The 22,001-nt window shown below is 73.6% G+C and carries 21 protein-coding genes and 1 rRNA gene; 13 read left to right on the forward strand and 9 right to left on the reverse strand.

Translation table 11 applies throughout. From position 1 onward, the window contains the following. Positions 1-54 precede the first annotated feature (54 nt). The 3 genes from ACFQRF_RS22855 to ACFQRF_RS22865 all read left to right on the forward strand — a co-directional run bounded on the left by ACFQRF_RS22855 (position 55) and on the right by ACFQRF_RS22865 (position 3,205). Positions 55-405 (forward strand): SCP2 sterol-binding domain-containing protein, encoded by a 351-nt coding sequence (locus tag ACFQRF_RS22855; protein ID WP_379873211.1) that lies wholly within the window; start codon positions 55-57, stop codon positions 403-405. An 81-nt stretch (positions 406-486) separates the two neighbouring features. Next, complete coding sequence (locus ACFQRF_RS22860; protein WP_379873212.1) at positions 487-1,821, forward strand: DUF1015 domain-containing protein; 1,335 nt, start codon at positions 487-489, stop codon at positions 1,819-1,821. Between the two features lie 370 nt (positions 1,822-2,191). Further along, a complete protein-coding gene (locus ACFQRF_RS22865; protein WP_379873213.1) occupies positions 2,192-3,205 on the forward strand; it encodes an HAD-IIA family hydrolase in 1,014 nt (337 codons plus the stop codon). Here ACFQRF_RS22865 and ACFQRF_RS22870 read toward each other — a convergent pair. Beyond that, on the reverse strand, positions 3,190-3,741 hold the full coding sequence (locus ACFQRF_RS22870; protein WP_379873214.1) for a single-stranded DNA-binding protein: 552 nt from the start codon (positions 3,739-3,741) through the stop codon (positions 3,190-3,192). The two genes, ACFQRF_RS22865 and ACFQRF_RS22870, sit on opposite strands and share 16 nt — an antisense overlap. 1,137 nt (positions 3,742-4,878) lie before the next feature. On the opposite strand from ACFQRF_RS22870, the gene ACFQRF_RS22875 reads away from it, so the two are divergent. From ACFQRF_RS22875 to ACFQRF_RS22885, 3 genes are all read left to right on the forward strand, one after another. Beyond that, positions 4,879-5,871 carry an MBL fold metallo-hydrolase gene (locus ACFQRF_RS22875; protein ID WP_379873243.1) on the forward strand — a complete coding sequence of 331 codons (993 nt, stop codon included), beginning with the start codon at positions 4,879-4,881 and terminating at the stop codon, positions 5,869-5,871. Positions 5,872-6,470: 599 nt separating this feature from the next. Next, on the forward strand, positions 6,471-7,097 hold the full coding sequence (locus ACFQRF_RS22880) for a helix-turn-helix domain-containing protein (protein ID WP_379873215.1): 627 nt from the start codon (positions 6,471-6,473) through the stop codon (positions 7,095-7,097). After that, positions 7,094-7,813 carry a B3/B4 domain-containing protein gene (locus ACFQRF_RS22885; RefSeq protein WP_379873216.1) on the forward strand — a complete coding sequence of 240 codons (720 nt, stop codon included), beginning with the start codon at positions 7,094-7,096 and terminating at the stop codon, positions 7,811-7,813. The genes ACFQRF_RS22880 and ACFQRF_RS22885 overlap by 4 nt, the downstream gene beginning before the upstream one ends. 112 nt (positions 7,814-7,925) lie before the next feature. Here ACFQRF_RS22885 and ACFQRF_RS22890 read toward each other — a convergent pair whose 3' ends face one another. After that, entirely contained in the window at positions 7,926-8,360 is a 435-nt protein-coding gene (locus ACFQRF_RS22890) for a MarR family winged helix-turn-helix transcriptional regulator (RefSeq protein ID WP_379873217.1), read from the reverse strand. A gap of 103 nt (positions 8,361-8,463) precedes the next feature. Between ACFQRF_RS22890 and ACFQRF_RS22895 the strand changes: the two genes are divergently transcribed. Continuing rightward, positions 8,464-9,870 (forward strand): nitrilase-related carbon-nitrogen hydrolase, encoded by a 1,407-nt coding sequence (locus ACFQRF_RS22895; RefSeq protein WP_379873218.1) that lies wholly within the window; start codon positions 8,464-8,466, stop codon positions 9,868-9,870. An 85-nt stretch (positions 9,871-9,955) separates the two neighbouring features. Then, positions 9,956-10,867 carry a GNAT family N-acetyltransferase gene (locus ACFQRF_RS22900; protein ID WP_379873219.1) on the forward strand — a complete coding sequence of 304 codons (912 nt, stop codon included), beginning with the start codon at positions 9,956-9,958 and terminating at the stop codon, positions 10,865-10,867. A 345-nt stretch (positions 10,868-11,212) separates the two neighbouring features. On the opposite strand, the gene ACFQRF_RS22905 is transcribed toward ACFQRF_RS22900, so the two are convergent. Then, complete coding sequence (locus ACFQRF_RS22905) at positions 11,213-12,142, reverse strand: zinc-binding dehydrogenase (protein ID WP_379873220.1); 930 nt, start codon at positions 12,140-12,142, stop codon at positions 11,213-11,215. A gap of 91 nt (positions 12,143-12,233) precedes the next feature. Here ACFQRF_RS22905 and ACFQRF_RS22910 point away from each other — a divergent pair, with 91 nt between their 5' ends. Beyond that, complete coding sequence (locus ACFQRF_RS22910) at positions 12,234-12,905, forward strand: TetR family transcriptional regulator (RefSeq protein WP_379873221.1); 672 nt, start codon at positions 12,234-12,236, stop codon at positions 12,903-12,905. A gap of 12 nt (positions 12,906-12,917) precedes the next feature. On the opposite strand, the gene ACFQRF_RS22915 is transcribed toward ACFQRF_RS22910, so the two are convergent. Together ACFQRF_RS22915 and ACFQRF_RS22920 are read right to left on the reverse strand one after the other, a co-directional pair. Next, positions 12,918-13,289 (reverse strand): NUDIX domain-containing protein, encoded by a 372-nt coding sequence (locus ACFQRF_RS22915; RefSeq protein WP_379873222.1) that lies wholly within the window; start codon positions 13,287-13,289, stop codon positions 12,918-12,920. Between the two features lie 85 nt (positions 13,290-13,374). Next, positions 13,375-14,235, reverse strand: coding sequence for an Fpg/Nei family DNA glycosylase (locus ACFQRF_RS22920; RefSeq protein ID WP_379873223.1), 861 nt, complete (start codon positions 14,233-14,235; stop codon positions 13,375-13,377). 269 nt (positions 14,236-14,504) lie between these two features. Between ACFQRF_RS22920 and ACFQRF_RS22925 the strand changes: the two genes are divergently transcribed. Together ACFQRF_RS22925 and ACFQRF_RS22930 are read left to right on the forward strand one after the other, a co-directional pair. Continuing rightward, positions 14,505-16,070, forward strand: coding sequence for an alpha/beta fold hydrolase (locus ACFQRF_RS22925; RefSeq protein WP_379873224.1), 1,566 nt, complete (start codon positions 14,505-14,507; stop codon positions 16,068-16,070). Positions 16,071-16,325: 255 nt separating this feature from the next. Then, positions 16,326-16,706 carry a VOC family protein gene (locus ACFQRF_RS22930; protein WP_379873225.1) on the forward strand — a complete coding sequence of 127 codons (381 nt, stop codon included), beginning with the start codon at positions 16,326-16,328 and terminating at the stop codon, positions 16,704-16,706. 408 nt (positions 16,707-17,114) lie between these two features. Here ACFQRF_RS22930 and ACFQRF_RS22935 read toward each other — a convergent pair whose 3' ends face one another. The 3 genes from ACFQRF_RS22935 to ACFQRF_RS22945 all read right to left on the reverse strand — a co-directional run bounded on the left by ACFQRF_RS22935 (position 17,115) and on the right by ACFQRF_RS22945 (position 19,795). After that, the gene (locus ACFQRF_RS22935) at positions 17,115-18,131 is read right to left on the reverse strand and encodes a tetratricopeptide repeat protein (RefSeq protein WP_379873226.1); all 1,017 of its coding nucleotides are present in this window, start codon (positions 18,129-18,131) and stop codon (positions 17,115-17,117) included. After that, positions 18,128-18,667: a hypothetical protein gene (locus tag ACFQRF_RS22940; protein WP_379873227.1), complete on the reverse strand. Its 540-nt coding sequence runs from the start codon at positions 18,665-18,667 to the stop codon at positions 18,128-18,130. The genes ACFQRF_RS22935 and ACFQRF_RS22940 overlap by 4 nt, the downstream gene beginning before the upstream one ends. A 351-nt stretch (positions 18,668-19,018) precedes the next feature. Further along, positions 19,019-19,795 (reverse strand): DUF6597 domain-containing transcriptional factor, encoded by a 777-nt coding sequence (locus ACFQRF_RS22945; protein WP_379873228.1) that lies wholly within the window; start codon positions 19,793-19,795, stop codon positions 19,019-19,021. A 454-nt stretch (positions 19,796-20,249) separates the two neighbouring features. On the opposite strand from ACFQRF_RS22945, the gene ACFQRF_RS22950 reads away from it, so the two are divergent. Together ACFQRF_RS22950 and ACFQRF_RS22955 are read left to right on the forward strand one after the other, a co-directional pair. Then, entirely contained in the window at positions 20,250-21,086 is an 837-nt protein-coding gene (locus ACFQRF_RS22950) for an NAD(P)H-binding protein (protein WP_379873229.1), read from the forward strand. Between the two features lie 92 nt (positions 21,087-21,178). Beyond that, a complete protein-coding gene (locus ACFQRF_RS22955; RefSeq protein WP_379873230.1) occupies positions 21,179-21,607 on the forward strand; it encodes a pyridoxamine 5'-phosphate oxidase family protein in 429 nt (142 codons plus the stop codon). A gap of 288 nt (positions 21,608-21,895) precedes the next feature. Here ACFQRF_RS22955 and rrf read toward each other — a convergent pair. Next, positions 21,896-22,001: ribosomal RNA gene (gene rrf / locus ACFQRF_RS22960) — 5S ribosomal RNA — on the reverse strand; the annotation flags it as partial.

Below are 22,001 nucleotides of genomic sequence, written 5' to 3' on the forward strand. Positions count from 1 at the left end.
ACCACCGTGCCGCGGCTGACGTCCCTGGTCGGACGATTAGGGCATCATGGGAACATGGCCAGCATCGAAGAATGCCGCGCGGCGATCGACCGGGTGTCCGACCGGATACTCGAACTCGACGAGGAGCGTCGGCGCAAGCACATCGTGGAACGCTCGGTGAGTGTCAAGGTCAGTGACCTCGACACCGTCTTCGACATGCGGCTGACGCTGAACGGGCTCGTCGACGTCTCTCAGCGGGCGGACGGTGCCGGTGGCTCCCGGGCGCAGGTGGGCATCACCGCCGACAGCGACGACCTGGTCGACATGGCGGAGGAGCGCCTGGACTTCGGCAAGGCGCTGCTGTCCGGCCGGGTGAAGCTCGACGCGAGCTTCGGCGACATGATGCGGCTGCGCAAGCTGCTCTGACCGGCGCATCGCCCCGACCGCTGCGGCGGCGCGGTCCCGAATCACCGGCGCCGTGGCCGCCCCGGCGGGTATCGTTCGGTCGTGGGAGACATCGCGGATGACGCCCTGGAGCTGGCCCCCTTCCGGGGGCTGCGGTACGCGACCCCCGGCGCCCGGCCGGCCGTCGACCCGCCCCCGCCGAACATCGCGCTCGCGCTCGCGCCGCCCTATGACGTTCTCGACGCGGCGGCCGTGTCCGGCCTCATGCGGGCGGAACCCCACAACGCCGTACGCCTGACCGTCCCGCCCGCCGCCACCGCGGCGAACGGGTCCACCCGGGCACTGGCCGGTCCGGATCGCTACGCCAGGGCGGCGGCGACGTTCCAGCGCTGGATCGACGACGGGGTCCTGGTACGCGACAGCGAGCCCCTGCTGTACGTCTACGAGCAGACGGCACCCGACGGCACCCGGCAGCGCGGGCTGGTCGGCGCGCTTCGGCTGCCCCGGCCGGGCAGTGCGGCGGTGCGGCCGCACGAGGACGTGCTCAGCGAGCCGGTGGCCGACCGCGCCCGGCTCATGGCCGCCGCCCACGCGAACCTGGAGCCGATCTTCCTGCTGTATCGCGGTGGCACGGGCGCGCAGCGCGGCCTGGCGTCGCGGACCGTCGACGCGGTGGCCGATTCCACCACCACGCCGCTGGTCCGCACCACCACCGATGACCAGGTGACCCACCGGGTGTGGGCGATCGCCGACCCGCGCCTCCAGGCCGACATCGCCGCCGACTTCGCCACCCGGACCGCGCTGATCGCCGACGGCCACCACCGCTACGCCGCCTACCAGCGCCTGCGCGCCGCCCAGCAGGGGCCGGGGGCGTGGGACCATGGCCTGGCGCTCCTCGTCGACTCCGACGCCACTCCGCCCCGGGTGGGCGCCATTCACCGGGTGCTCCCCGATCTCGATGCCGCCGGTGCCGCCCGGGCGGCGGGCACCGTGGCGGAGGTCGAACCGGTCCAGGTCGATGGCGACGACAGCCTGCGCGCGGCGCTCGGCCGCCTCGCCAAGGCCGCCGCGGACGGCCCGGCCATGCTGCTGGTCGGTGGCGGCGCCGGCCATCTGCTGCACGGCTTCGATCCCGGCCGGCTGGCCGCCGCCATGCCGGGCCGGTCCCCGGCCTGGCGGGCGCTCCCCACCGCGGTGCTGACCCGCGTGCTGCTGCCGTTGTGGAACCGGACGGACGAGACGGCCCGGCTGGTCCACGACGACCCCGCGGGAGCGGTGGCGGCGCTGCGACCGGACCGGGACAGCGCCGTGATCCTGCCGGCGCTGAGCGTGGCGGACGTGTACGCGGTCACCGCCGTGGGCGAACTCACGCCGCGCAAGTCGACCTCCTTCGGCCCGAAGCCGCGCACCGGGCTGGTCATGCGTACCCTGCTGTGAGGACACCGGGACCTCCGGTGCCGACGCCCCGGGCGCAGACGCCGCGCCGGTGCCGTCCGCCGGTCCCGGGGCGGTACCCGCACCCTCCTGCACCGTCGAAAGGGGCCCGGCAGGTGACGGCCTTACCCGCTGAACCGGCCGGTTCCCGTCCCCGCAGGGGCACACGGCCGTGCGGCCCGCGCTCGATCCGTGCCGGCGGCGGCCTCGGGCCGGGTCCAGGCGAGACGCGCGGCGCACGTGTTCGCCCGCGCCCATCCGGCGGACGGTCGGTGCGGCCGTGCCCGGGCCGGCTGCCCGCTGTCGTTTTCCCATCACGCCGGAGTCCGCTCTCTCCTCGCCCGCACGGGCGGGTCCCGCCCGGAGGTACCCCATGACCGCCGTCCCGCTGAAGGCCGCCGACCAGCCGCTGCACGCCAGCTACGACGCCGCGCTGCTGGATCTGGACGGTGTCGTCTACATCGGCGGGCGGGTGGTGCCGGCCGCGCCCGAGGCGGTCGAGAAGGCGCAGGCCGGCGGGATGAAGGTGGCGTTCGTGACGAACAACGCCTCCCGCACGCCGGCGGCCATCGCAGAGCGGCTCACGCGCATGGGCGTTCCCGCGACGGCGGCGCAGGTGGTGACGTCCGCGCAGGCGGCGGCCCGCCTGGTCGCCGAGCGGTTCCCGGCGGGCTCGGCGGTGCTGGCCGTGGGTGACACCGGGCTCCGCCAGGCGCTGCGCCGGCACGGTCTGCGCCCGGTCACGGTGGCCGCCGAGCGGCCGGTGGCCGTGGTGCAGGGCTACTCGCCGCGGCTCGGTCACGACCTGCTCGTGGAGGGAGCGCTGGCGGTGATGGCCGGTGCGCTGTTCGTCCTGACCAACGCCGACCGCACCGCTCCCCTGGATCGGGGCGTCCAGCCGGGCAACGGCTCGTTCGGGCGGGTGATCGCGCAGGCGTCGGGCACCAAGCCGCTGGTGGCGGGCAAGCCGGAGCGCCCGCTGCACGAGGAGGGGGTGCGCCGCACCGGCGCCGCCGACCCGCTCGTGGTGGGCGACCGGCTGGACACCGACATCGAGGGCGCCACGAACCGGGGAGCCGACAGCCTGCTGGTGCTCTCGGGAGTGACGACGCCCGCGGAACTCCTGCTGGCCGGGCCACGGCACCGTCCCTCCTATCTGGCGTACGACCTCGGCGGACTGAACCTGCTGCATCCCCGGACCGATGCCGAGGCGGGCCGGGGACGGTGCGGCGGCTGGACCGCGCTGGCGCGGGCCGGCCGGCTGGAACTGACCGGCGGCGGCGACCGGCTGGACGGGCTGCGCGCCCTCTGCGCCGCCGCCTGGTCCACTGCGGAGCCCGTGGACCAGGCGCGGCTGCGGGAGCCGCTGGCTCAGCTCGGCTGGTGATCCGGCGCCGGAGCGGTACGGCCGTCGTCCGGTACGGCGGCGACGCGCGCGACCGTCCGGGCCTCGATTTCGAACACGCTCGCCGACCCGCCGGGCGCCCGCCAGAACCGGCGCCGCAGCGATCCGCTGACCCGGACGAGGTCGCCGATGCGCCAGTCGCGCGTGGCCTCCTTGATGGCGGGCTGGAAGCTAACGCAGCTGACGGGATCGGCCGCCTGGTTCGGACGCTGCTCGGCGGGCGGCCGGCTCACCGACACCCGCCAGGTGACGAGCTGGTCGCCGCTGGGCAGCTCGCGCACCGACGGCTCGGCCGTGACCCGGCCGACGAGCAGCACCTCATTGCGGTGCAGGTGGCCGTCGGCCACCCGGCTCACCGCCTGCCGCCGGGCGGGCCGGCCCCCGCCACCGGACACCGGGGGCGGCGCCAGACCCGGCAACGTGGGACGGCAGACGGTGCTGGAGGCGGTGCGGGAAGGGGTACGGGAAGCGGAGTGAGTGACGGGAGAAGCGGACGGGGCGGTGCTGGACTGCTGCATGCTGGACCTCCGGTGATGAGTCGGTAGCACCCGCGGCGCCGGCGGAATGCCGTTTTCCGCTTCCAGGATCGGGGTGCGGGGTCCTCCTCGGAAAGCCAAATCCTCCGCCTGTGGATAACTCGCATCAGTGCAGGTCACCGGGAGTGTCGCCTGGTCGCGTCACTGTTACCGCCGGGCCGTCCCCGGGAGATCGGCGTGCCGCGCGCCCAAGGGAGAGGCCGCGGTCGATGGACGGCACCCCGATGCGCGGAGCCTCCCGCGTGACGGTGAACCGCTCCGGCCTGGGCGAGATGACCGGTCATGGCACGCACACGCCCCGCCCCGCCTGCTCCCTGGGCGCCAGGCTCAGGCCGGTCACCGGCGCCGAGAGCGAGTCGTCACCGCGTTCTCCTCGGCCGCCCCAAGGAGCCGGACGAACGCGTCCGGGCGGCAGCACGCTCCATGTGCCACAGCGCGCGCCCCGGCCGTGCCCGATCCGTGTGCGGTGAGGTGCCGCGGAGCCGAGAGGGCCACGGCCGCCCTGGGCCACGCGCTCATCCGCCCGGCACACCGCGGCGACGCCCCCGGCGTCCTCCCGGGCCGCCACGCCGGGCACATCGCCGCGGCCATCCGGCCCCTGAGCAGACCGGCCGGACGACGCCGTTGACGAGGGCGCGTTTCGAGTGGGCCGCCGTTCCTCCGGTGGCCGAAGTGGGGAGCATGCGTTCGAGCAGTGCCCCTTGGACACCGGGAAGGCCGCCTTCCCCACAAGCGCGTGGAGTCGGCGCGAACCTTCCGGGCGGGTACCGGGCGCCACGCATCGATGATGCCGATTCGACACCGCCCATCCTGCTCAGATGACTTTCCGGATACGTCCGACGCGTCCGGCTCCCGGCCGGCGGGCCACGCCGCCGGGCTCCGATCCGGCTCTCCTCCCGCCATTCGCTCGCGGCCACCGTGGCGGCGCTGTCCGGCCTCCGGGTGGCTCTGACCGGTGCCCCGCGGCGGCGGTATCGGCCGTCCTCGTCTAGCGTGGAGATGCGGCCGGAGATCACCGCCGCCCGCGTCCCGTGGCGTGCCACGATTCGGGACGGCGGCGGTCGGCGGCATCGGCCGGACGATCCGGCGGCGGCGGTCCGAGGGTGAGGAGACGTGGCGGTGCAGGACGCGGTGGACACGGCGGGACTCCCGGAGGGCATCGTCCCGCTCGGCGACGAGATCTTCGCCATCGACACCCGCATGGCGGGCTATCCGGGCATCACCTCCAGCTACCTGATCCGGACCGAGCGGCCATGCGTCGTGGAGGTCGGCACCGCCGGATCCGCTCCGGTGCTGCGGGACGCGCTCGCCGCCCTCGGCGTCGGGCCGCGCGACCTCGCCACGATCGCGGTGACCCACATCCACCTCGACCACGCGGGCGGGATCGGCGACGTCGCCGCCATGTTCCCCGACGCCGAGGTCGTCGTGCACGAGCGCGGCGCCCGGCACCTCGCCGACCCGGCACGGCTGATGCACAGCGCCCGCCAGGTCTGGGGCGACCGGCTGGACGTGCTGTTCGGCGAGATGCGTCCGGCCGAGGCGGCCCGCATCCGCGCCGTCGGCGAGACCGGCGAGATCGACCTTGGCGGGGGCCGCCGCCTCACCACCCACTACGCCCCGGGGCACGCCAAGCACCACGTGGGGCTCGCCGACTCCGTCACCGGCGACCTGTACGTCGGCGACGCGCTCGGTGTCTACCGCCCCGACACCGGTGACGTGCGGCCCGCGACACCGCCGCCCGACTTCGACCTGGGGGCGGCGCTCGGGTCGCTGCGGCTGTTCGGCGACATCGCCGCGCAGCGCCTGATGTTCTCGCACTTCGGGGCGGTGACCACGGTCGAGGAGACGCTCGACTCCGCCGGGACCGAACTCCGCCTGTGGGTGGAGACGGTCCGCGAGGCACGCGACACCGGTGGCGACCTCGACCACGCGGTCGCCATGGTCCGCGAGCGGGTGATGAGCCGCTACCGGACTCCCGCGCTGCCCCCCGAGAAGGCCGGCTCGCAGGAGGTCCTTGAGCTGCTGAGCGGCGTGGAGGGCAACGTCAGGGGCATCACGCACTGGCTGGACCGGGTGGCGGCGGACCAGCGCGCCGCACGGGACACGGTCTGACCACCGCGCGGACGCCCACCGCGCGCGGGCGCCGCCGCCGGCCTCCGCTGCCGCACCGGCGTCGGGTCCGTCCGCGAACGCTCGACGGCGAGCCCGATCGTTGGTGGGAGTTCCCGCGACCGGCACCTGCGCGCCCGGTCACCGCACGTCGTTGCCGCCGCCCGCGGTTCCGCCGTGCGGTTCCCCGTGGCGGGAGAGGCCGCGGTCGATGACCGGCATCCCGGGCGCGCCACCGCGGTACTCGGCAGCGGGTCCTTGCCCGCAACACCCCGATCCGGCACCACCGGCCCGTCGACGCACCCCGCCGAACGTTCGCCGGCCGCTGACGATCACCGAGACCAGTCGCCGTCGACCGCCACCAACCGCCGCCAACGAGTTCACGTTGATCTGCCGCTCCGGGGTGGCGTGGCCGGCGCTTTCGTCGGTCGCTGCCCTGGACATCCGCGTGCGGAGGGACATCCGCTACGACCGATGGAGGCGCGGGCAGGGCATGCGTTCCGGGCCGGGCGCTCCGGCCGACGGCCCCCTGGCGATCACGGCGGGCCCGCCCGGACGCCGGTACGGCGAGCCCCGCTAGACTCGGTCAACATAACGACCGAATGTTCACCAGAACGACCGAGGAGAGTGCGATGCCGGGCCGGCCCATCGCCGCGGTGGTCGCGGACAACGTCCGCTCCGCCCGCGCTCGCCACGGACTCTCGCTCGACCAGCTCGCGGCCCGCGCCGGGATCAGCAAAGGCGCACTCGTCGCCGTGGAGACCGGCGCGGGCAATCCCAGCCTCTCGACCCTGGTACGGCTCGCCGACGCGCTCGCCGTGCCCGTGTCGGCGATCGTCGAACCCGCGGGCGCTCCGCGCCTGCGCGTCGTGCACGCCGACGACGTCGCCCCGCTGTGGCGCGGTCCGGCGGGGGGTGAGGTCCGGCTGCTGCTCACCACCGCCGGGCCCGCGCCGGTCGAGGTGTGGCGGTGGCGCATGCTGCCGGGCGAACGTCACCACAGCGCGCCGCACGCTCGCGGAGTGCACGAGACGGTGACCGTGCTGTCCGGAGAGCTGGCGCTCATCATCGGAACGGCCGAGGAGACCGTCCCGGCCGGCGCCACCGCGACGTTCGACTCCGACGTGGCGCACGGCTACGCCTGCGCCGGCGACGAGGCCTGCGAGTTCGTCATGACCGTGCACCTCCCGGTGGAGCCTGGTGACCGATCCCGAAAGGCGGCACCATGACCCAGGACCTCGCGGCGTGGCTCGGCCACGCCCGCGTGGACGACAGCGTCTTCGACCTGCGGCCCGACTACCGCGCCCTCGTCCTCGTGGCGGAGGACCTGCGCCCCGGTCCCAGCGACGACATCAGTGAGAAGCTTCTCGCGCACGCCGAGGAGGAGGCGCGCGGGCGTCTCGCCGGCGCCGCGCCCGAGGAGCTTGCGCACGTGGCCGCCTGGCGCGCGGCCTTCCGGGCCTTCGGCGCCAAGCCGCAGCGCACCCGGACCAGCGTCGAGGCGCTGCTGCGCCGCGTCGCGGACGGCCTGCCCCGCGTGAACCGGCTGACCGACGCCTACAACGCCGTCTCCATCGCGCACACGGCCCCGCTCGGCGGCGAGGACGCCGACCGCTACTCCGGGCCGCTGCGGCTGGTGCGCGCCACCGGCGAGGAGACGTTCGAGACCGTGAACGCCGGCGAGACCGCCGTGGAGCACCCCGCGCCCGGCGAGGTCGTCTGGCGCGACGACGCGGGCGTCACCTGCCGCCGGTGGAACTGGCGGCAGTGCGTGCGCACCCGGCTGACCGAGTCCACCACGCGCGGCGTCTTCGTCATCGACGCGCTCGACCCGCTGACCGACGACGACGTGCTGGCCGTCGGCACGGCACTCGCCGACGCGCTGCGGGCCACCAGTCCGGAGGCGCGCATCCACAGCCGGCTGCTGGCACGCGGGACGGCCTGAGCCCCGAACGGGGAACCGGCGACGGCCCGTCGCGCCCGCTGTGGGCCGCGCGCGGCGGGCCCGCACGGAGCCGCCGCTCCCCGGCCGCGGACGCCCCCGCACCGCGCCCGGGTCAGGACGCCCGGCGCCGCAGGCGCTCCAGCGCGGCGGCGAGTTCACGCAGTTCGTGGGGTTCGCATTGCGCGAACGGGCTGGCGCTCAGCGTCGCGTCGATCACCGCGGCACGCACCCGGCGCCCCTCGTCGGTCAGCACCAGGACGCGGGAACGCCGGTCGTCCGGGTCGACGACGCGCTCCAGATAGCCGCGGTCGGCGAGTTGCCGCGCGATGAAGCTCAGGTTCGGCGCGTTGCAGTAGAGCCGGTCGGCCATCACCTTCATCGACGGGGCCGGCTCGTCCGGATCGATCACCCACAGCGCCTGCGCGGTCTGGTAGGTCAGGCGGTGGCGTGCGAGGAACGCTTCCAGGCGACTGCTGGTCAGCATGAAGATCTCGTGGTTCGCGCGCGTGGCGACGACGAGCGGGTCCTCCCCCTGGCTCTCGCTCATGTCCGGAACCCTACCAATTCGTTCGAGTCTCAAATCATGCTACGGTGCAAATACTTCGAGTCTCGAACTATTCGCTCTCCTCCCCGGAAGGGGTTCCGCAGCCATGCCCTCGACCACGACCGCGTTCCGGCACCGATCCCCGGCCCTCTGGCTCGGTCTCGGAGCCGCCGCCGCTCTGCTGTCGGTCGGCGCCCGTTTCGATCTGCCGCTGCTCGCGTGGGCGGCACCGGTGTTCCTGCTCCGCTTCAGCCGCCGATCGGCGGCGGCGCTCGGCCTGCCCGTGATCGCCATCGTCAGCACCGCCTCGGTGCTCTGGTGGATGGCCGCCCTCGCGGTACCGGTCACCCCGCTGGTGTCCGTCGGCGGCCTCGCGTTCGGGATCGCCTACACCCTCCCCTACGTCGTCGACCGGCTCGCCGCGCCGCGAGCGAACCGCTGGGGGCGGATCCTCCTCTTTCCCGCCGCGCTGATGTCCGTGGAGTTCCTCCTCGGCACCTTCGGGCCGTTCGGCACCGCCTACGGCCTGCGGGCGGCCACCCAGCACGACGCGAACTCGCTGCTCCAGCTGACCGCGATCACCGGCCCGTACGCGATCGCGTTCCTGATCGGACTCTCGGGGAGCGTGCTGAACACGCTCTGGGAAGAGGGCCGGACCCGTTTCGCGGTACGGTCGACGGCCGCCCTCGCCGCCGTTCTGGGCCTCGCGGTCCTGGGCGGCCAGCTCCGCCTCGGCACCGCGCCCACCGGGGCGGACAGCGTGCGCGTCGCCGGGATCAATCCCAGCCGGGCCGCGATGGACGCCGAGACGGAGATCCACGGGCACTCCCGCCTCGCGGTCACCGACCCCCGGCTGGTGGAACACGACGCCGTGACGGCCGCCGCGCCGGGCGTCCTCGACGACCTGTTCGCCCAGGCCGCCCGGGTCGCGGACGAGGAGGACGTCTACCTCCTCACCGCCGACCTCACCTATCTGCCCGACGCCCCGCACGGCCGCGACGAGACGCACTTCTTCGGCCCGGACGGGCGGCTCCTCGCGACCTACGAGAAGGCCCGCCCGATCCCCGGGCTGGAGATCTACGAACCCGGTGACGGCGTCGTCCCCGTCGTCGACACGCCCCACGGCCGCATCGCCACCGTGATCTGCTTTGACGCGGACTTCCCCGACCTCGCCCGCATCGACGCCGACATCCTGCTGGTCCCCGGTGGCGACTGGCCGGAGATGGGGCGCACCCACACCGGAATGGCCGGTCTCCGCGCGATCGAGAACGGCTACAACCTGGTGCGGCAGGACTTCAACGGGCAGTCGGCCGCGTTCGACTCCTACGGCCGGGTCCTCTCGACCCAGGACACCACCCACGACTCGGGCGTCTGGTACGCCGACGTCCCGACCGCCGGCACCGGCTCGGTGTACCGCGCCGCCGGAGACGTGCTGGCCTGGCTCGCGCTGATCGGCACGCTCGCGATCACCGTGACCGCCGCGGCACGCCCCCGGGACCGCCGCGCGTCCTGACCCCATGGTGGACCGGGTGGCCGGGGACGCCCGGACTCCGGACCGTCCCCGGCCACGCGCGGGCCCCACGGCTAGGCTGCCCGGTATGACTCCTCGGATCCGGCCGTTCCAGCCCGCCGACGCGCCCGCGGTCGCGGCGGTGGCGCGCGCCGCACAGCCACAGGTGGTCACCAGCGTGGCGGGCTTCCGCCGGCGGTTCTCGGCCGGAGCGGCCGGCGACCTGCCGGCGACCTTCGTCGCCGAGTACGACGGGACCGTCACGGGCTACGCCGCGGTCGAACCCGACTGGTTCAGCGCGGCGTCCGGGCACACGTACGTGCGGCTCGCCGTGCACCCCGAACACCGCGGCCGCGGCGTGGGCACCGCCCTCGCGGACGCGGTGGAGAGGCGCCTGCGCGTCCTGGAGCCGGTGGCGACGCGGCTGTGGGGCGCTGACGACGACACCTCGCGCGCGTTCGCCCGCAGGTACGGATTCGCGGAGCACGGTGAGTCGCGCGCCCAGCGGCTCGACCTCGGCATGCTGCCGCCCGCTCCGCCCACGCCCGCGGGGGTGCGGCTGCTCCGCTACGCGGACTTCGCGGACGACCCGCGGCCACTGCACGAGATCGAGACCGCCTGCCTGGCGGACGAGCCCAGCGCCGTCTCCTTCGACGGGCTCTCCTACGACGTGTGGCGCGACCGGCTGTGGGACGATCCCGACCTGGATCGCGAACTGAGCCTGGTCGCGCTGCTCGACGGGCGCGCCGTCGGCGTGGCCGCCATCACCACCGACGACCGGCACGCCTGCGCGTCCGCGTTCACCGGGACCGTGTCGGCCGCGCGCGGCCGCGGTCTGGCCGGCTACACCAAGACCGTGGCGCTGCACCAGGCCCGGGAGCGCGGGGTCCGCACCGCGTTCACCGTCAACGACGCCGGGAACGGGCCGATGCTCGCGATCAACGCCCGCCTCGGCTACCGGCCGTTCGCCACCGAGGTGCTGCACACGCGCGCCGGTTGAGACGCGCCACCCGCCGCCGAAACCGGCGGGTTCCGGTGTGCAGCCGAGCGCCCGGATGCGCAAAGATGTGGCGCAGCCGACGGCGGCCCGGGCGGTTCCAGGCGCGCGGTCGGCGGGCGGCCCCGGCGGGCGCACCCGCACGGGATCCGCGACCGTACCACTTCACCCCCTGGAGGATCCATGGACCCCGACTTCGAGGACCTGGGCGAGTTCGCCGAGGCCGTCGTCGAAGGCGACGCCGAGGAGATGGTCGAGGAAGCGCTGGAGATGACCTTCGGCATCGACCTCTGAGTTCACCCGGGCGGTCCCGGCGGACAGCGCCGGGACCGCCCGGTCCGGTGCCGGTCAGCCGATCTCCAGCACGGCCTTGCCGTGCAGCCGACGGCTGAGCAAGGCCGCGGTCGCCTCCTCGACCCGGTCCCAGCCGCCGCGCCACACGATCTGCGGGTCGAGCTCGCCTCGTGCCACCTGCTCCGCCAGCCAGGCGAGGTCCCGGGCCAGCCCGGGGCACTCCGCCAGGTAGAAGGAGGTGATCGAGCGGTCATGCCGCCCCTCGTTGCCGAAGAGCGCCCCGAACGGGAAGTGCTCCGCCTCGCCCGTCACGTGCCCGACCGATACCAGTGTGCCGCCCGCGGCGAGCCGGTCGTAGGCGTCCACGAGCTGGGGCCCGCCGACGAGCTCGATGACCCCGTCCACCGGCTCGGCGACGCCGGCCGGCCCGGCCACCACCTCGTGCGCACCCTGTTTCCGCAGGTCGGCGCCGTGCGCGTCCGGGTCGCCGGTCGAGGCGACCACGTACGCACCGCCCCGCCGCGCCAACTGCACCGCGTAGCGTCCGACACCGCCGGTGGCCCCGGTGACCAGCACCCGGCGGCCGAGGATCGGCCCCAGCCGGTGCAGGGCGCGCAACGCGCTGCCCCCGGCCACCGGCACCGTGCTGATCGCGCCGAGGTCGGCGTCCGAGGGCACGACGCCGAGGTGATCGGTGTCCACGGCCCGGAGCTCCGCCCACGCGCCGTCGAGGGCGAACGTCACCACCGGGGTGCCCACCTCCGGGCCCGAGCCGTCCGCGGCGGCCCGCTCCACCACGCCCGCCGCGTCCCAGCCCAGCACGGCGCCTTCAGGCGCGTGCTCCGGCCCGAAACTCACCTCCCCGTAGTTGAGCGAGGTCGCCGTCACCCGGACCAGCGCCTGGTTCGGGGCGGGTTCGGGATCGGGAACCGTACCGAGTCGCAGACCGCCGGGTACCGAACGGTCGACCAGTAGTGCACGCACCGCATACACCTTCCTCATCGCTCGCGGCGTTTTTGCCACTGAGTGGCATAAGCCTACAAGGAGCAAAAGTCACCGCGCGTACACTGGGGCGGTGACCAGCCCCATGTCCCCGCCCGCCGAACGGCTGCCGCTGCGCGAACGCAAGAAGCGGCGCACCCGCGAGGCGCTCATCGACACCGCACTGGAGATGTTCACCGAACGCGGCTTCGAGGCCACGACCCTCGACGAACTCTGCGCCGCGGTCGAGGTGTCCAAGCGCACCTTCTTCCGCACGTTCGCCAGCAAAGAGGACGTCGCCATGGCCCCTACCCAGGACCTGTGGAACGCCGTGCTGGACGAACTCCGGTCACACGAACCCGACGGCCGTCCCGTTCTGGAGCAGCTTCAGGACACCCTGTTCACCGCCCTGGAGGGGATGAGCGCCGACCGCTGGACGGACCGCGTCCGAGCGAGCCGGCGCCTCGTCGCGCGGGTGCCCTCCATCGAGGCGCACGGCCTGCACTTCTGCAACCGCACCTGCCAGAGCGCCATCGGGATCCTGCGCCAGAAACTCGCCCTCCCCGACGCCGGCGACCCGCGGCCCCGCCTCGCCCTCGGCATGCTCCTGGCCGCCACCGACTGTGCCTTCGACGCCTGGGCGTCCCGCCCCGGCTCCGCCACCCGGGCCGAGCTCGCCGCCGAACTCCGGCGCGCCTTCGACGCGATCCCGGCCAGCCTCACCCTCACCGCCGGGCCCGTTCCCGGCGGCGCCGCCACGCGGTAGCCGCCACGCCCGCTACGGCGCCCCGGGCAGCCCGATCACGTTGAGGAGGTGCGCGTACAACCCGTCGTCCCACGACAGGTCCGGCGGCAGCACCTCGAACTCCCGCACCTCCACGGTCTCGAACCGTCCGGTCAGCGGGGCACGGCTCGCGACCTGAGCATGCGTGACCACCGTGACGTGCCCACTCGCCAGCACGTAGTAGCCCGCCACGTGCACCTCGCCCAGCTCCGCCCCGGCCTCCTCACGCGCCTCTCGGCGAGCGGTGTCCAGCACCGTCTCGCCCGGCTCGGCGTGGCCGCCCGGGAACTCCCAGGCGCGCCGCCGGTTGCGGACCAGCACGGGCCGGTCCCCGGCGAACAGCAGCACCACGACCGAGTCGTGCACGGGTGGCAGCGTCCCGAGCCGGACGGTCGCGCCGTTCAGCGGCGCTCGAAAGGACTTCTCGGAAATGGCGGCCTCGATCGGGCGGCTACTTCAGCAGCCGGGACATGCGGCGGTCGGCGAGCGGCCGGCCGCCCGTCTGGCAGGTCGGGCAGTACTGCAGGGCGGAGTCGGCGAACGACACCTCCCGAATCGTATCCCCGCACACCGGACACGGCTGACCGGTGCGGCCGTGCACCCGCAGCCCGCCGTGCCGGCCCCGCTCGACGTCGGCGGCGGCCCGCCCCCGCGCGTTCGCCACGGCGGCCGCCAGCGTCCCGCGCAGAGCCAGGTACAGCCGGTGCAGCTGCTCGTCCGTAAGATCCGCGGCGATGGCGTACGGCGACATCCGGGCCGCGTGCAGGATCTCGTCGGAGTAGGCGTTGCCGATGCCCGCGACGACCTCCTGATCCCGCAGCACGGTCTTGACGCGCGCCCGCCGTCCCGCCAGCTGCTCACGGAACCGGGCCTCGCCGAAGTCCGGTCCCAGCGGATCCGGCCCGAGGCCGGCCACACCCGGCACGTCGCCCGGGTTCCGCACCAGGTACACCGCCAGCCGCTTCTGAGTTCCCGCCTCGGTGAGATCGAACCCGGACCCGTCATCGAGGTGCAGCCGCAACGCCAGCGGCCCCCGCCCGGGCCGGGGCGGGTGCACCGGCAGCGCGTCGTTCCACCGCAGCCGGCCGGCCCGCGCCAGATGGACCACCAGGTGCAGGCCGTCGACGTCGAGATCCAGGAACTTCCCGTGCCGTGCCACCCCGGTGACCGTCAGGCCGCCGAGCGCCGAGACCGGCGGATCGTAGGTCTTCAGCGCCGACACGGCAGTGACGTCCACCCGCGTGACCGCGCGCCCCACCGCGCGCTCGGCCAGGAAGCCGCGCACCGCCTCTACCTCGGGTGACTCGGGCATGCCCCCAGTCTCGCCGACCACGGCGCCCGATGCCACCCGGCGGTGTGTCACCTGATCGTCACCCCCCGGCGGTGCACGGGAACCCGCGAAAGTCCGAACCCTCCGCATGTGACCGTATGTGGTCACATGCGCGATACGTGACATTTGCAAGTGTCGTAGGCATACGAGCAAAACGTACGGTTGCTTCTCCCCATACACCCGATCCCGTTCCCCTCGAACGGGCCAGAATGCGGAGGCGACCCCCCGTGCGCAGAACATGCGCTCGCACCATGGCCGCAGGCGTCCTCGTGACCGCCCTGGCCGCGTCCCTCGCGGCGGCCCCACCGGCCGCCGCCGACCCCCGGCCGAACGCCGACGACCCCGCCCTCGCCGACTTCCACGAGCAGGAGGTCGCGTGGGCTCCCTGCACCGAGGACTTCCTCCAGGGGCTGGAATGCGCCGACGTGCAGGTTCCGCTCGACTACTCCGACCCCGATGGCGAACGCGTCACCGTGGCCATCAGCCGCGCGGCCGCCGCCGACCCCGGCCAGCGGCGCGGCATCCTGCTCACCAACCCCGGCGGCCCGGGCGGCCACGGGCGCAGCCTCCCCGGCTACTACCAGGACACCCGGGTGACCGAGGTCTACGACATCATCGGCATGGACCCACGCGGCAGCGGCGGCTCCTCTCCCCGCCTGGACTGCGAGTCCGAGACCCCGCCCATCTACACGCGCCCGACCGACGCCGAGATCTCCAGCGCCACCCGCGCCGCGATCGGCTACCAGCGCGACTGCGAGCGGGCCCAGGGCGACATCCGGCCGCACATGACCACCGCCAACACCGCCCGCGACATGGACGTCATCCGGGCCGCGCTGGACGAGGAGACCATCAACTACCTCGGCTACTCCTACGGCACCTACCTGGGCGCCGTCTACGGGAGCCTGTTCCCCGAGCGGCTGGACCGCACCGTCCTGGACTCACCGGTCCACCCCGACGAGACCTGGCGAGGCGTGTTCCTGAGGCAGGCCCCCGCCTACAGCGCGAACATGGACCGATACACCGCCTGGGCGGCCGAGCACGACGACGTCCTCGGGTTCGGTGCGACCCAGAAGGAGGTCTACGCGACCTTCGACGCCACTTCGGACCGGCTGCGCGAGGAACCGCGCACCGACTTCCCCGGCATCGTCTACGACAGCCACATGTTCGACCTGGAACTCGGCATGCTCTCCCGGTACCAGCAGGACTGGGACCTCGCCTCCGAGTACCTGGGCTACTTCGTCCGCGACGAGCCGCTGCCCACGGAGTTCACCGCCGAGATGACGGCGCTCGCCGAGGAGGAGGACACCGGGCTGACCGAGGACCTGATGACCGCGGTCGTGTGCGAGGCCGCCTGGCCGCGCCGGGTCTCCCAGTACCGTGCGGACGCGCGCGAGTACCGGGAGAACCACCCGTACGGGGTCGGCGCCTACTGGGCCCTCCCGCAGCCGTGCACCTTCAGCACCCTCGACCGTCCCGAGCCCCAGGTGGAGCTGGAGCGCGACGGCTACTCCGAGCCGCTGATCATCGCCGGCGAGTTCGACGCCAACACCGACTACGCGAGCGGCGTCGCCATGGCCGCGCGACTGGACGGCCCCCTCATCACCGTCGCCGGTGACGGCGGGCACGGCTTCTACCTGCCCGGCGGCCTGGAGTGCGTGAGCGACGCCGTGGACTCCTACCTCGTCGACGGCGTGGTGCCCCAAGACCTCACCTGCCAGGGCCTGCCCCCGGCGGATCTGGACACCGAACCCGAGCTGGACGCCGAGGAGCTGGCCCCCTTGATGCAGGAGACGGTCCCGGCCGGCCCGCGGATCTGACCCCGAAAGCCGACGACGGCCCGCACCGCCTGCCGGCGGTGCGGGCCCGTTCGCCAGGCCGCGGAGTGTGCCGCCGCAGCGCCGCGCGGCCCGGGCGGCTCCCACCGCGCGATGGCCGGTCACGGCACGGCCGGAAATCATTTCCCCCCGCTCGCCTCCTCGGCTACCATCGCGAGACTTGTTCTCGCCGCTGGGAGCCATGAGATCCGCGTGTGGCCCGCCCCGCGGTTCTCAGGCAGAGAGTGGGTTCCGTCAATGGCATGCCGAATCAGCGAGCTCGTGCTCGGTTGCCGCGATCCCGAGAACCTGGCGCGATTCTGGTGCGAGGTCCTCGACTTCGTCGTGCTCGATCGCGAGGACGACGGCACGGTGGAGATCGGGCCGCGCGAAGGGTTCGGTGGCCCCAAGCCGACGATCATCCTCAGCCGCAGGGACGAGCCGGAGCAGGGGAAATCCCGGCTGCACATCGACGTCAACCCCACCGACCGCGGCCAGGACGCCGAACTCGAACGTCTCCTGGCACTCGGGGCGCGCCCCGCCGACATCGGCCAGACCGGCGAGGAGCCCTGGCACGTGCTCGCCGACCCCGAAGGCAACGAGTTCTGCCTGCTCAAAACCCGCCTCGCCCCGATCTGATGCTCACGGGTCACGCCACGGCACCGGGAACCCCGGGGCTGCCGCGTGGTCCGGCAGGACCGGCGTGTCGCGACCGGAAGTAAGCGAGGTCCCCGGTCGGGCGTTCATCGGCCACGAAGAACCCGGACACCGGAGACCCCGTAGCCGTTCCAGCGGTTACGAGGCGCCCGCCCCGACCGATCAGCAGTGGGCGCGGCCGGGACCGCTGGCCCCCGCGCCCACGCCGTCGGGCCGCCGTCGGCATGTACGGAACGACCGCTCTCCGGCGGGATCACATGGTGGTGCGGGCCGGTGTGCCCCCGGCAGCGGGCCGAATCATCGGCACGGATCGCCACCCCCGTGGCCGTCTTGCGGTTCCTGCAGCGGCCCGCTTGCGGTGGCCGGACCTGCCGGCCACCGCAGGACGGATCACGGACGGCCGTCGCCCTCCCGGCCGGCCTCGGAGTCCGCCGCCTCGGCCGGCGCCTCCGCGCGGGACTCCGTGCCCGCGTCGCTCGCCGGGGACGGCTGCTCCAGGTGTCCGGGATCGGTGTCGTGAGTCGGCTCCGCGCCCGCTGCGGTCGCCCCTTCGGACGCTGCGGGAGCCTCCGGCTCCTCGGCTTCCGTCCGCGGTGCCGGCGCCTCCGCGCGGGACTCCACCTCGGCATCGGCGGCCGGTGACACCTCCTCCGGGTCTTCCCGGTCCACGAGGGCAGCCGCTTCCGCGTCCGGCGGGGTCGGCTCCTCGCCCGCGTCGGGGTCCTCGGCGTCGCTCCACACGACGTCGTCGCCGACGTCGACGATCTCCATGCCCTCGATTTCGGCCAGACGCTCGTCCGCGTCCGTCACGCCCTCCTGGTCGACGGCGGACGCCCGCGCGAAGTACTCCCGTGCCTCGCCCTCCCGGTCCAGCGCGAGCAGGGCGTCGGCGTAAGCGTAGAAGAGCCGGGCCACCCACGGACGGGCGCGTCGCTCCTTGAGTTCGGGCCCCTGCAGCTCCGCCAGCGCGGCCGGCAGCTCGCCCATGTCGCGGCGCGCTCCCGACGCCACGATCCGGAGTTCGATGCGATCCGCGATGTCGAGGTCGCGGGCTTCGGGCGAACGGGCGATCTCCAGTGCCCGTTCCGGTCGGCCCAGGCCGCGCTCGCAGTCGGCCATGACGGCCAGGTAGCTGGATCGCCCGGTCATCCGGCGGGCGGCGCGCAGGTCGGCGAGTGCCTCCTGCCAGCGCCCCACCCGGTACGCGGCCAGCCCGGACGCCTCACGGACCGCTCCGACCCGGGACGCCTTGTTGCGCGCGTAGGCGGCGTGCGCGTAGGCCCGCTCCGGGTCCTCCTCCAGCAGCCGTCCGGCGGCCACCAAATGCCGGGCGACGATCTCGGCGAGCGAGCGCGGCAGGGTGGACAGTTCGCCACGCACCTCGGAGTCCAGCTCGGCGGGTGTCACGTCGTCGGCCAGCGCCGGTCCTGTCTCCCGGGGCTCACGCGATTCCTCGGAACGGCCACGGAAGTCCCGGCGCGGGCCGCGCCCGGAATCGAACCGCCCTCCGGACCGCCGGTCGTCGCCCCGGAAGCCGCGATCACCGCGCTCCGCACGGCGCCGCTGGTCTCCCTGGCCGCGGCGCTCCGGACGGTCGTCGCGGTCACGGTGTCCGTATCCGTCACGTCCACCACCACGGTCGTCCCGACGCCCACCATCGCGCGACCAACCACCCCGGTCATCACGCCGACCGTACCCGTCACGACCACCACCACGGTCGTCCCGACGCCCACCATCGCGCGACCAACCACCCCGGTCATCACGCCGACCGTACCCGTCACGACCACCACCACGGTCGTCCCGACGCCCACCGTCACGCGACCAACCACCCCGGTCATCACGCCGACCGTACCCGTCACGACCACCACCACGGTCGTCCCGACGCCCACCGTCACGCGACCAACCACGTCGGTCGTCGCGTGCTCCCGGACGCTGCTCGCCACGGCGGTCCGGCCAGTCGCGCCGGCCCTCTCCGCCACGGCCGTCGCCCCGCTCGTCACGCCGGTCCGAACGCGGTCCCTCCTTGGACCAGCCACCGCGCCCCGAGCCGCCGCGGTAACCGCCGCGCTCCCCGCCTCGACCGAAGCCGGACCGGGACCGGTCGCCCCCGCCGCCCGGGCGGCCGCCGGAGCGATGACCTCCGTGATTGCGGGCTCCGGAGCCGTCGCGGCCCCCCGATCGGCTTTCGTCAGTCATGTCCCGTCCGTAAACAGTCAAAAGCGCTGCCACTCGGCCGTAGCAGCGCAGGGTGATACTCAGATCCCTCTCACTTTACGGCATAGGAAATCTCGCCATCACCATGCGCCGTGGTCCGCCGGGACGACGGCCGAAGGGGAGCCGGTAACGGTTTCCGCCATCCGCCAGCCCACTTCGCGTTCCCGCAGCAGCCGCAGCGGCGTGGTCCCGGCCAGCTCCTGAATCTCGCGGCCGAGGTGCGCCTGATCGCTGTACCCTGCGGCGAGCGCGCTCTCGACCAGCGCCCACGGCTCCCCAGCGCGTTCGGCGATCGTCAGGAACCGGTGCAGCCGCCCCACACGCTGGAACGTCTTGGGCCCCAGGCCGACCTCGTCCCGCAGTACACGGCGTAGCTGCCGGGCGGAGAGTGAGACGTCGACCGCGACATCGGCGACGTCCACCTCGGACGAGCACCACAACCACCGGCAGGCGGCCGCGACCCGCGGCTTCGGCATCGCGTCGCTCAGCCACGCGGTCACGCGACGCGACCGTCGCGTACCCGCCGCGAGAACGGCATCGGCCGCTTCCCGGGCCAGCGGACTCCCGAGCACCGCGTCCAGCGGCACCTTCCGGTCACGCAATTCCGCCGCCGGCACTCCGAGCACCGCGCGTACTCCCGAGGGCCGAAGCCGCAGCCCTCGCACCACACTGCCGGGTGCCCCGTACGCGACCGTCGCGCCCGTGGCGGTGCCGACCACGAAAGCGTGGCCGGACGGGGCGACGAGGACGTCGGCGCAGCCGTCCGGCAGCACCCGCTGCGGGTAGCTGGACTCCCCCGGCCCGATGCGCTGCTCCCAGAAGCACCGCGCGACGTGCCGCCAGACCGGCGGAACCACCGCCTCCCGGTACCACGACCGCGGTGTCCCGGGCTCAGCGACGGCATCCGCCGCCCTCCTGGACCGGGCACCGCCCGCTACTTCGGAACGCACAGTCGCAGGTTACGCGATACTCCGGCGCGGGCTCGGGGACCGCGCGTGCACCATGCGGCGGCTCGGCCGGCGTCGTGGACGCCGGAATGACACTGACTCGCTGGTCCGCATGGAACGCGACACTCCGGCGCACCGACCAGCGCGGCCACGGTCCACGGGGCCGCCGGTTCGGCGTGCGGCAGGCGCGGCGCACGTCCGGCCACACGGTGTCAGGGGCGAACCACCGAACAGCGAGCCGTGGACCCACGCCCCACGGAACAGGTCACTGAACGCGCCCACTCCGGCAAGGTAAGACGAATACCCAGGAGATCCGGCTTCTCGCCCATGGGATTGTCCGAGTCGGCCCTGTTCAATCAGGGGCATGACCAACGACACCACTCTCGTCCTCGGCGCGACCGGCAAGACGGGCCGCCGCATCGTCGCCCGGTTGCGGCTGCGCGGCACACCGGTGCGCGCAGCCTCCCGATCGAGCCGGACCCGGTTCGACTGGTCCGACCCCGGTAGCTGGGACGCCGCCCTGCGGGGTGCCGCCGTCGCCTACCTGGTCGCCCCGAGCGTGCCGGGCCCGATGCACGAGTTCGTCGCCCGCGCCGAGGCCGCCGGAGTGCGGCGGCTGGTCCTGCTCTCCGGGCGCGGCGCCGACACCTGGGGCGACTCCACATTCGGGCTGGACATGCGTTCGGCCGAGGACGCCGTGCGCGGCTCGGCGCTGGAATGGACGGTTCTGCGGCCGTCGAACTTCAACCAGAACTTCGACGAGGACGTCTTTCACGCCCCGCTGGTGGCGGGGGAACTGGCGCTCCCGGCCGGTGCGGTTCCCGAGCCGTTCATCGACGTCGAGGACGTCGCCGACGTCGCGGCCACGGTGCTGACCGAGCCCGGCCGGCACGCCGGACGGACATATGAGCTGACCGGACCCCGCGCGCTCACCTTCGCTGAGGCCGTCGAGCTGATCTCCCGGGCGTCCGGACGGTCCATCGGTTACCGGCAGATCTCCCCCGCAGAGTACGCCGCCGCGCTGGTCGAAGAGGGGTTGAGCAAAGACGACGCCCACCACATCGCCGAGATGTTCGTGATGATGGAGCGCGGACTGATCGCCGCGACGACGGACGACCTCGCGACCGTGCTGGGACGGGCGCCCCGGACCTTCGAGGACTACGTCGTGCGGGCCGCGGCGGCGGGCGCCTGGAGGCGATGACCGTCCGGCGGCTCCGGCCTCCTGGGGCCGACCACGAGCCGATGCCGGTTCAACGACCGAACGACCGTTCCGCCGCTATCAGAAGGGCAGTGATGAGCACCGATGCCGGTCGGCTGACCGCTGAAGATCTCGAATTTCTGCACCGTCCGCTGCATGGATTTCTGTCCGTGGCCGCAGGACCACTCCCGCCCCAGCCCCGGCCGGTGTGGTTCGAGGCCACGGCCGAGGGCACGATCCAGCTGTTCACGGCCCCGGACTCGCTCAAGGTACGGCGCCTACGCCGCGACCCCCGCGCCTCGATCGTCGTCGCCGCCCCAGCGGGTGAACGCGAGCGCTGGCTGTCGATCGCCGGCCGCACCACGGTGGAAACAGAGGGAGCACACGACCTGTGCGCCCGCCTGGCCGCTCGCTACTGGGATCTCGACGATCCGGTCCGCGCCGACGAACTGGCCGGGATGCTGGCCACGGACCAGGTGCGTCTCGTCATTCACCCGGAGGCGGTCAGTCGTTACCGGAACTGACCGCCCGGGGAACCTGTTCAGACGTGTGGCCCCCGGCAGCCACAATGGCCGTTACCGGGCCGAGTTTCAGCGTCCGGCTCCGGGGGCGTTCTCACGCGGTTCGCGTGAGCATACGAGCCGGGTTATCCACAGAAACCCAACCCGACTAGCCACCAACCCCTTGACAAGCCCACACTCAAAACACGCGGACCAAACGAGTGGGTGGCCAGCCCCCGGACGGGGCGGGGCACACCCACCCCCCAACAACAAAAAAAGGGGCCGCCCCAAAAGGGGCGACCCCAAAAAGATGTCCGGCGGCGACCTACTCTCCCACCCAACAGGGCAGTACCATCAGCGCTGAGAAGCTTAACGACCGGGTTCGAAATGGGACCGGGTATTTCCCTCTCGCCAAAAC

The sequence above is a fragment of the Marinactinospora rubrisoli genome (assembly GCF_042664915.1).
GTDB classification, from domain to species: domain Bacteria; phylum Actinomycetota; class Actinomycetes; order Streptosporangiales; family Streptosporangiaceae; genus Marinitenerispora; species Marinitenerispora rubrisoli.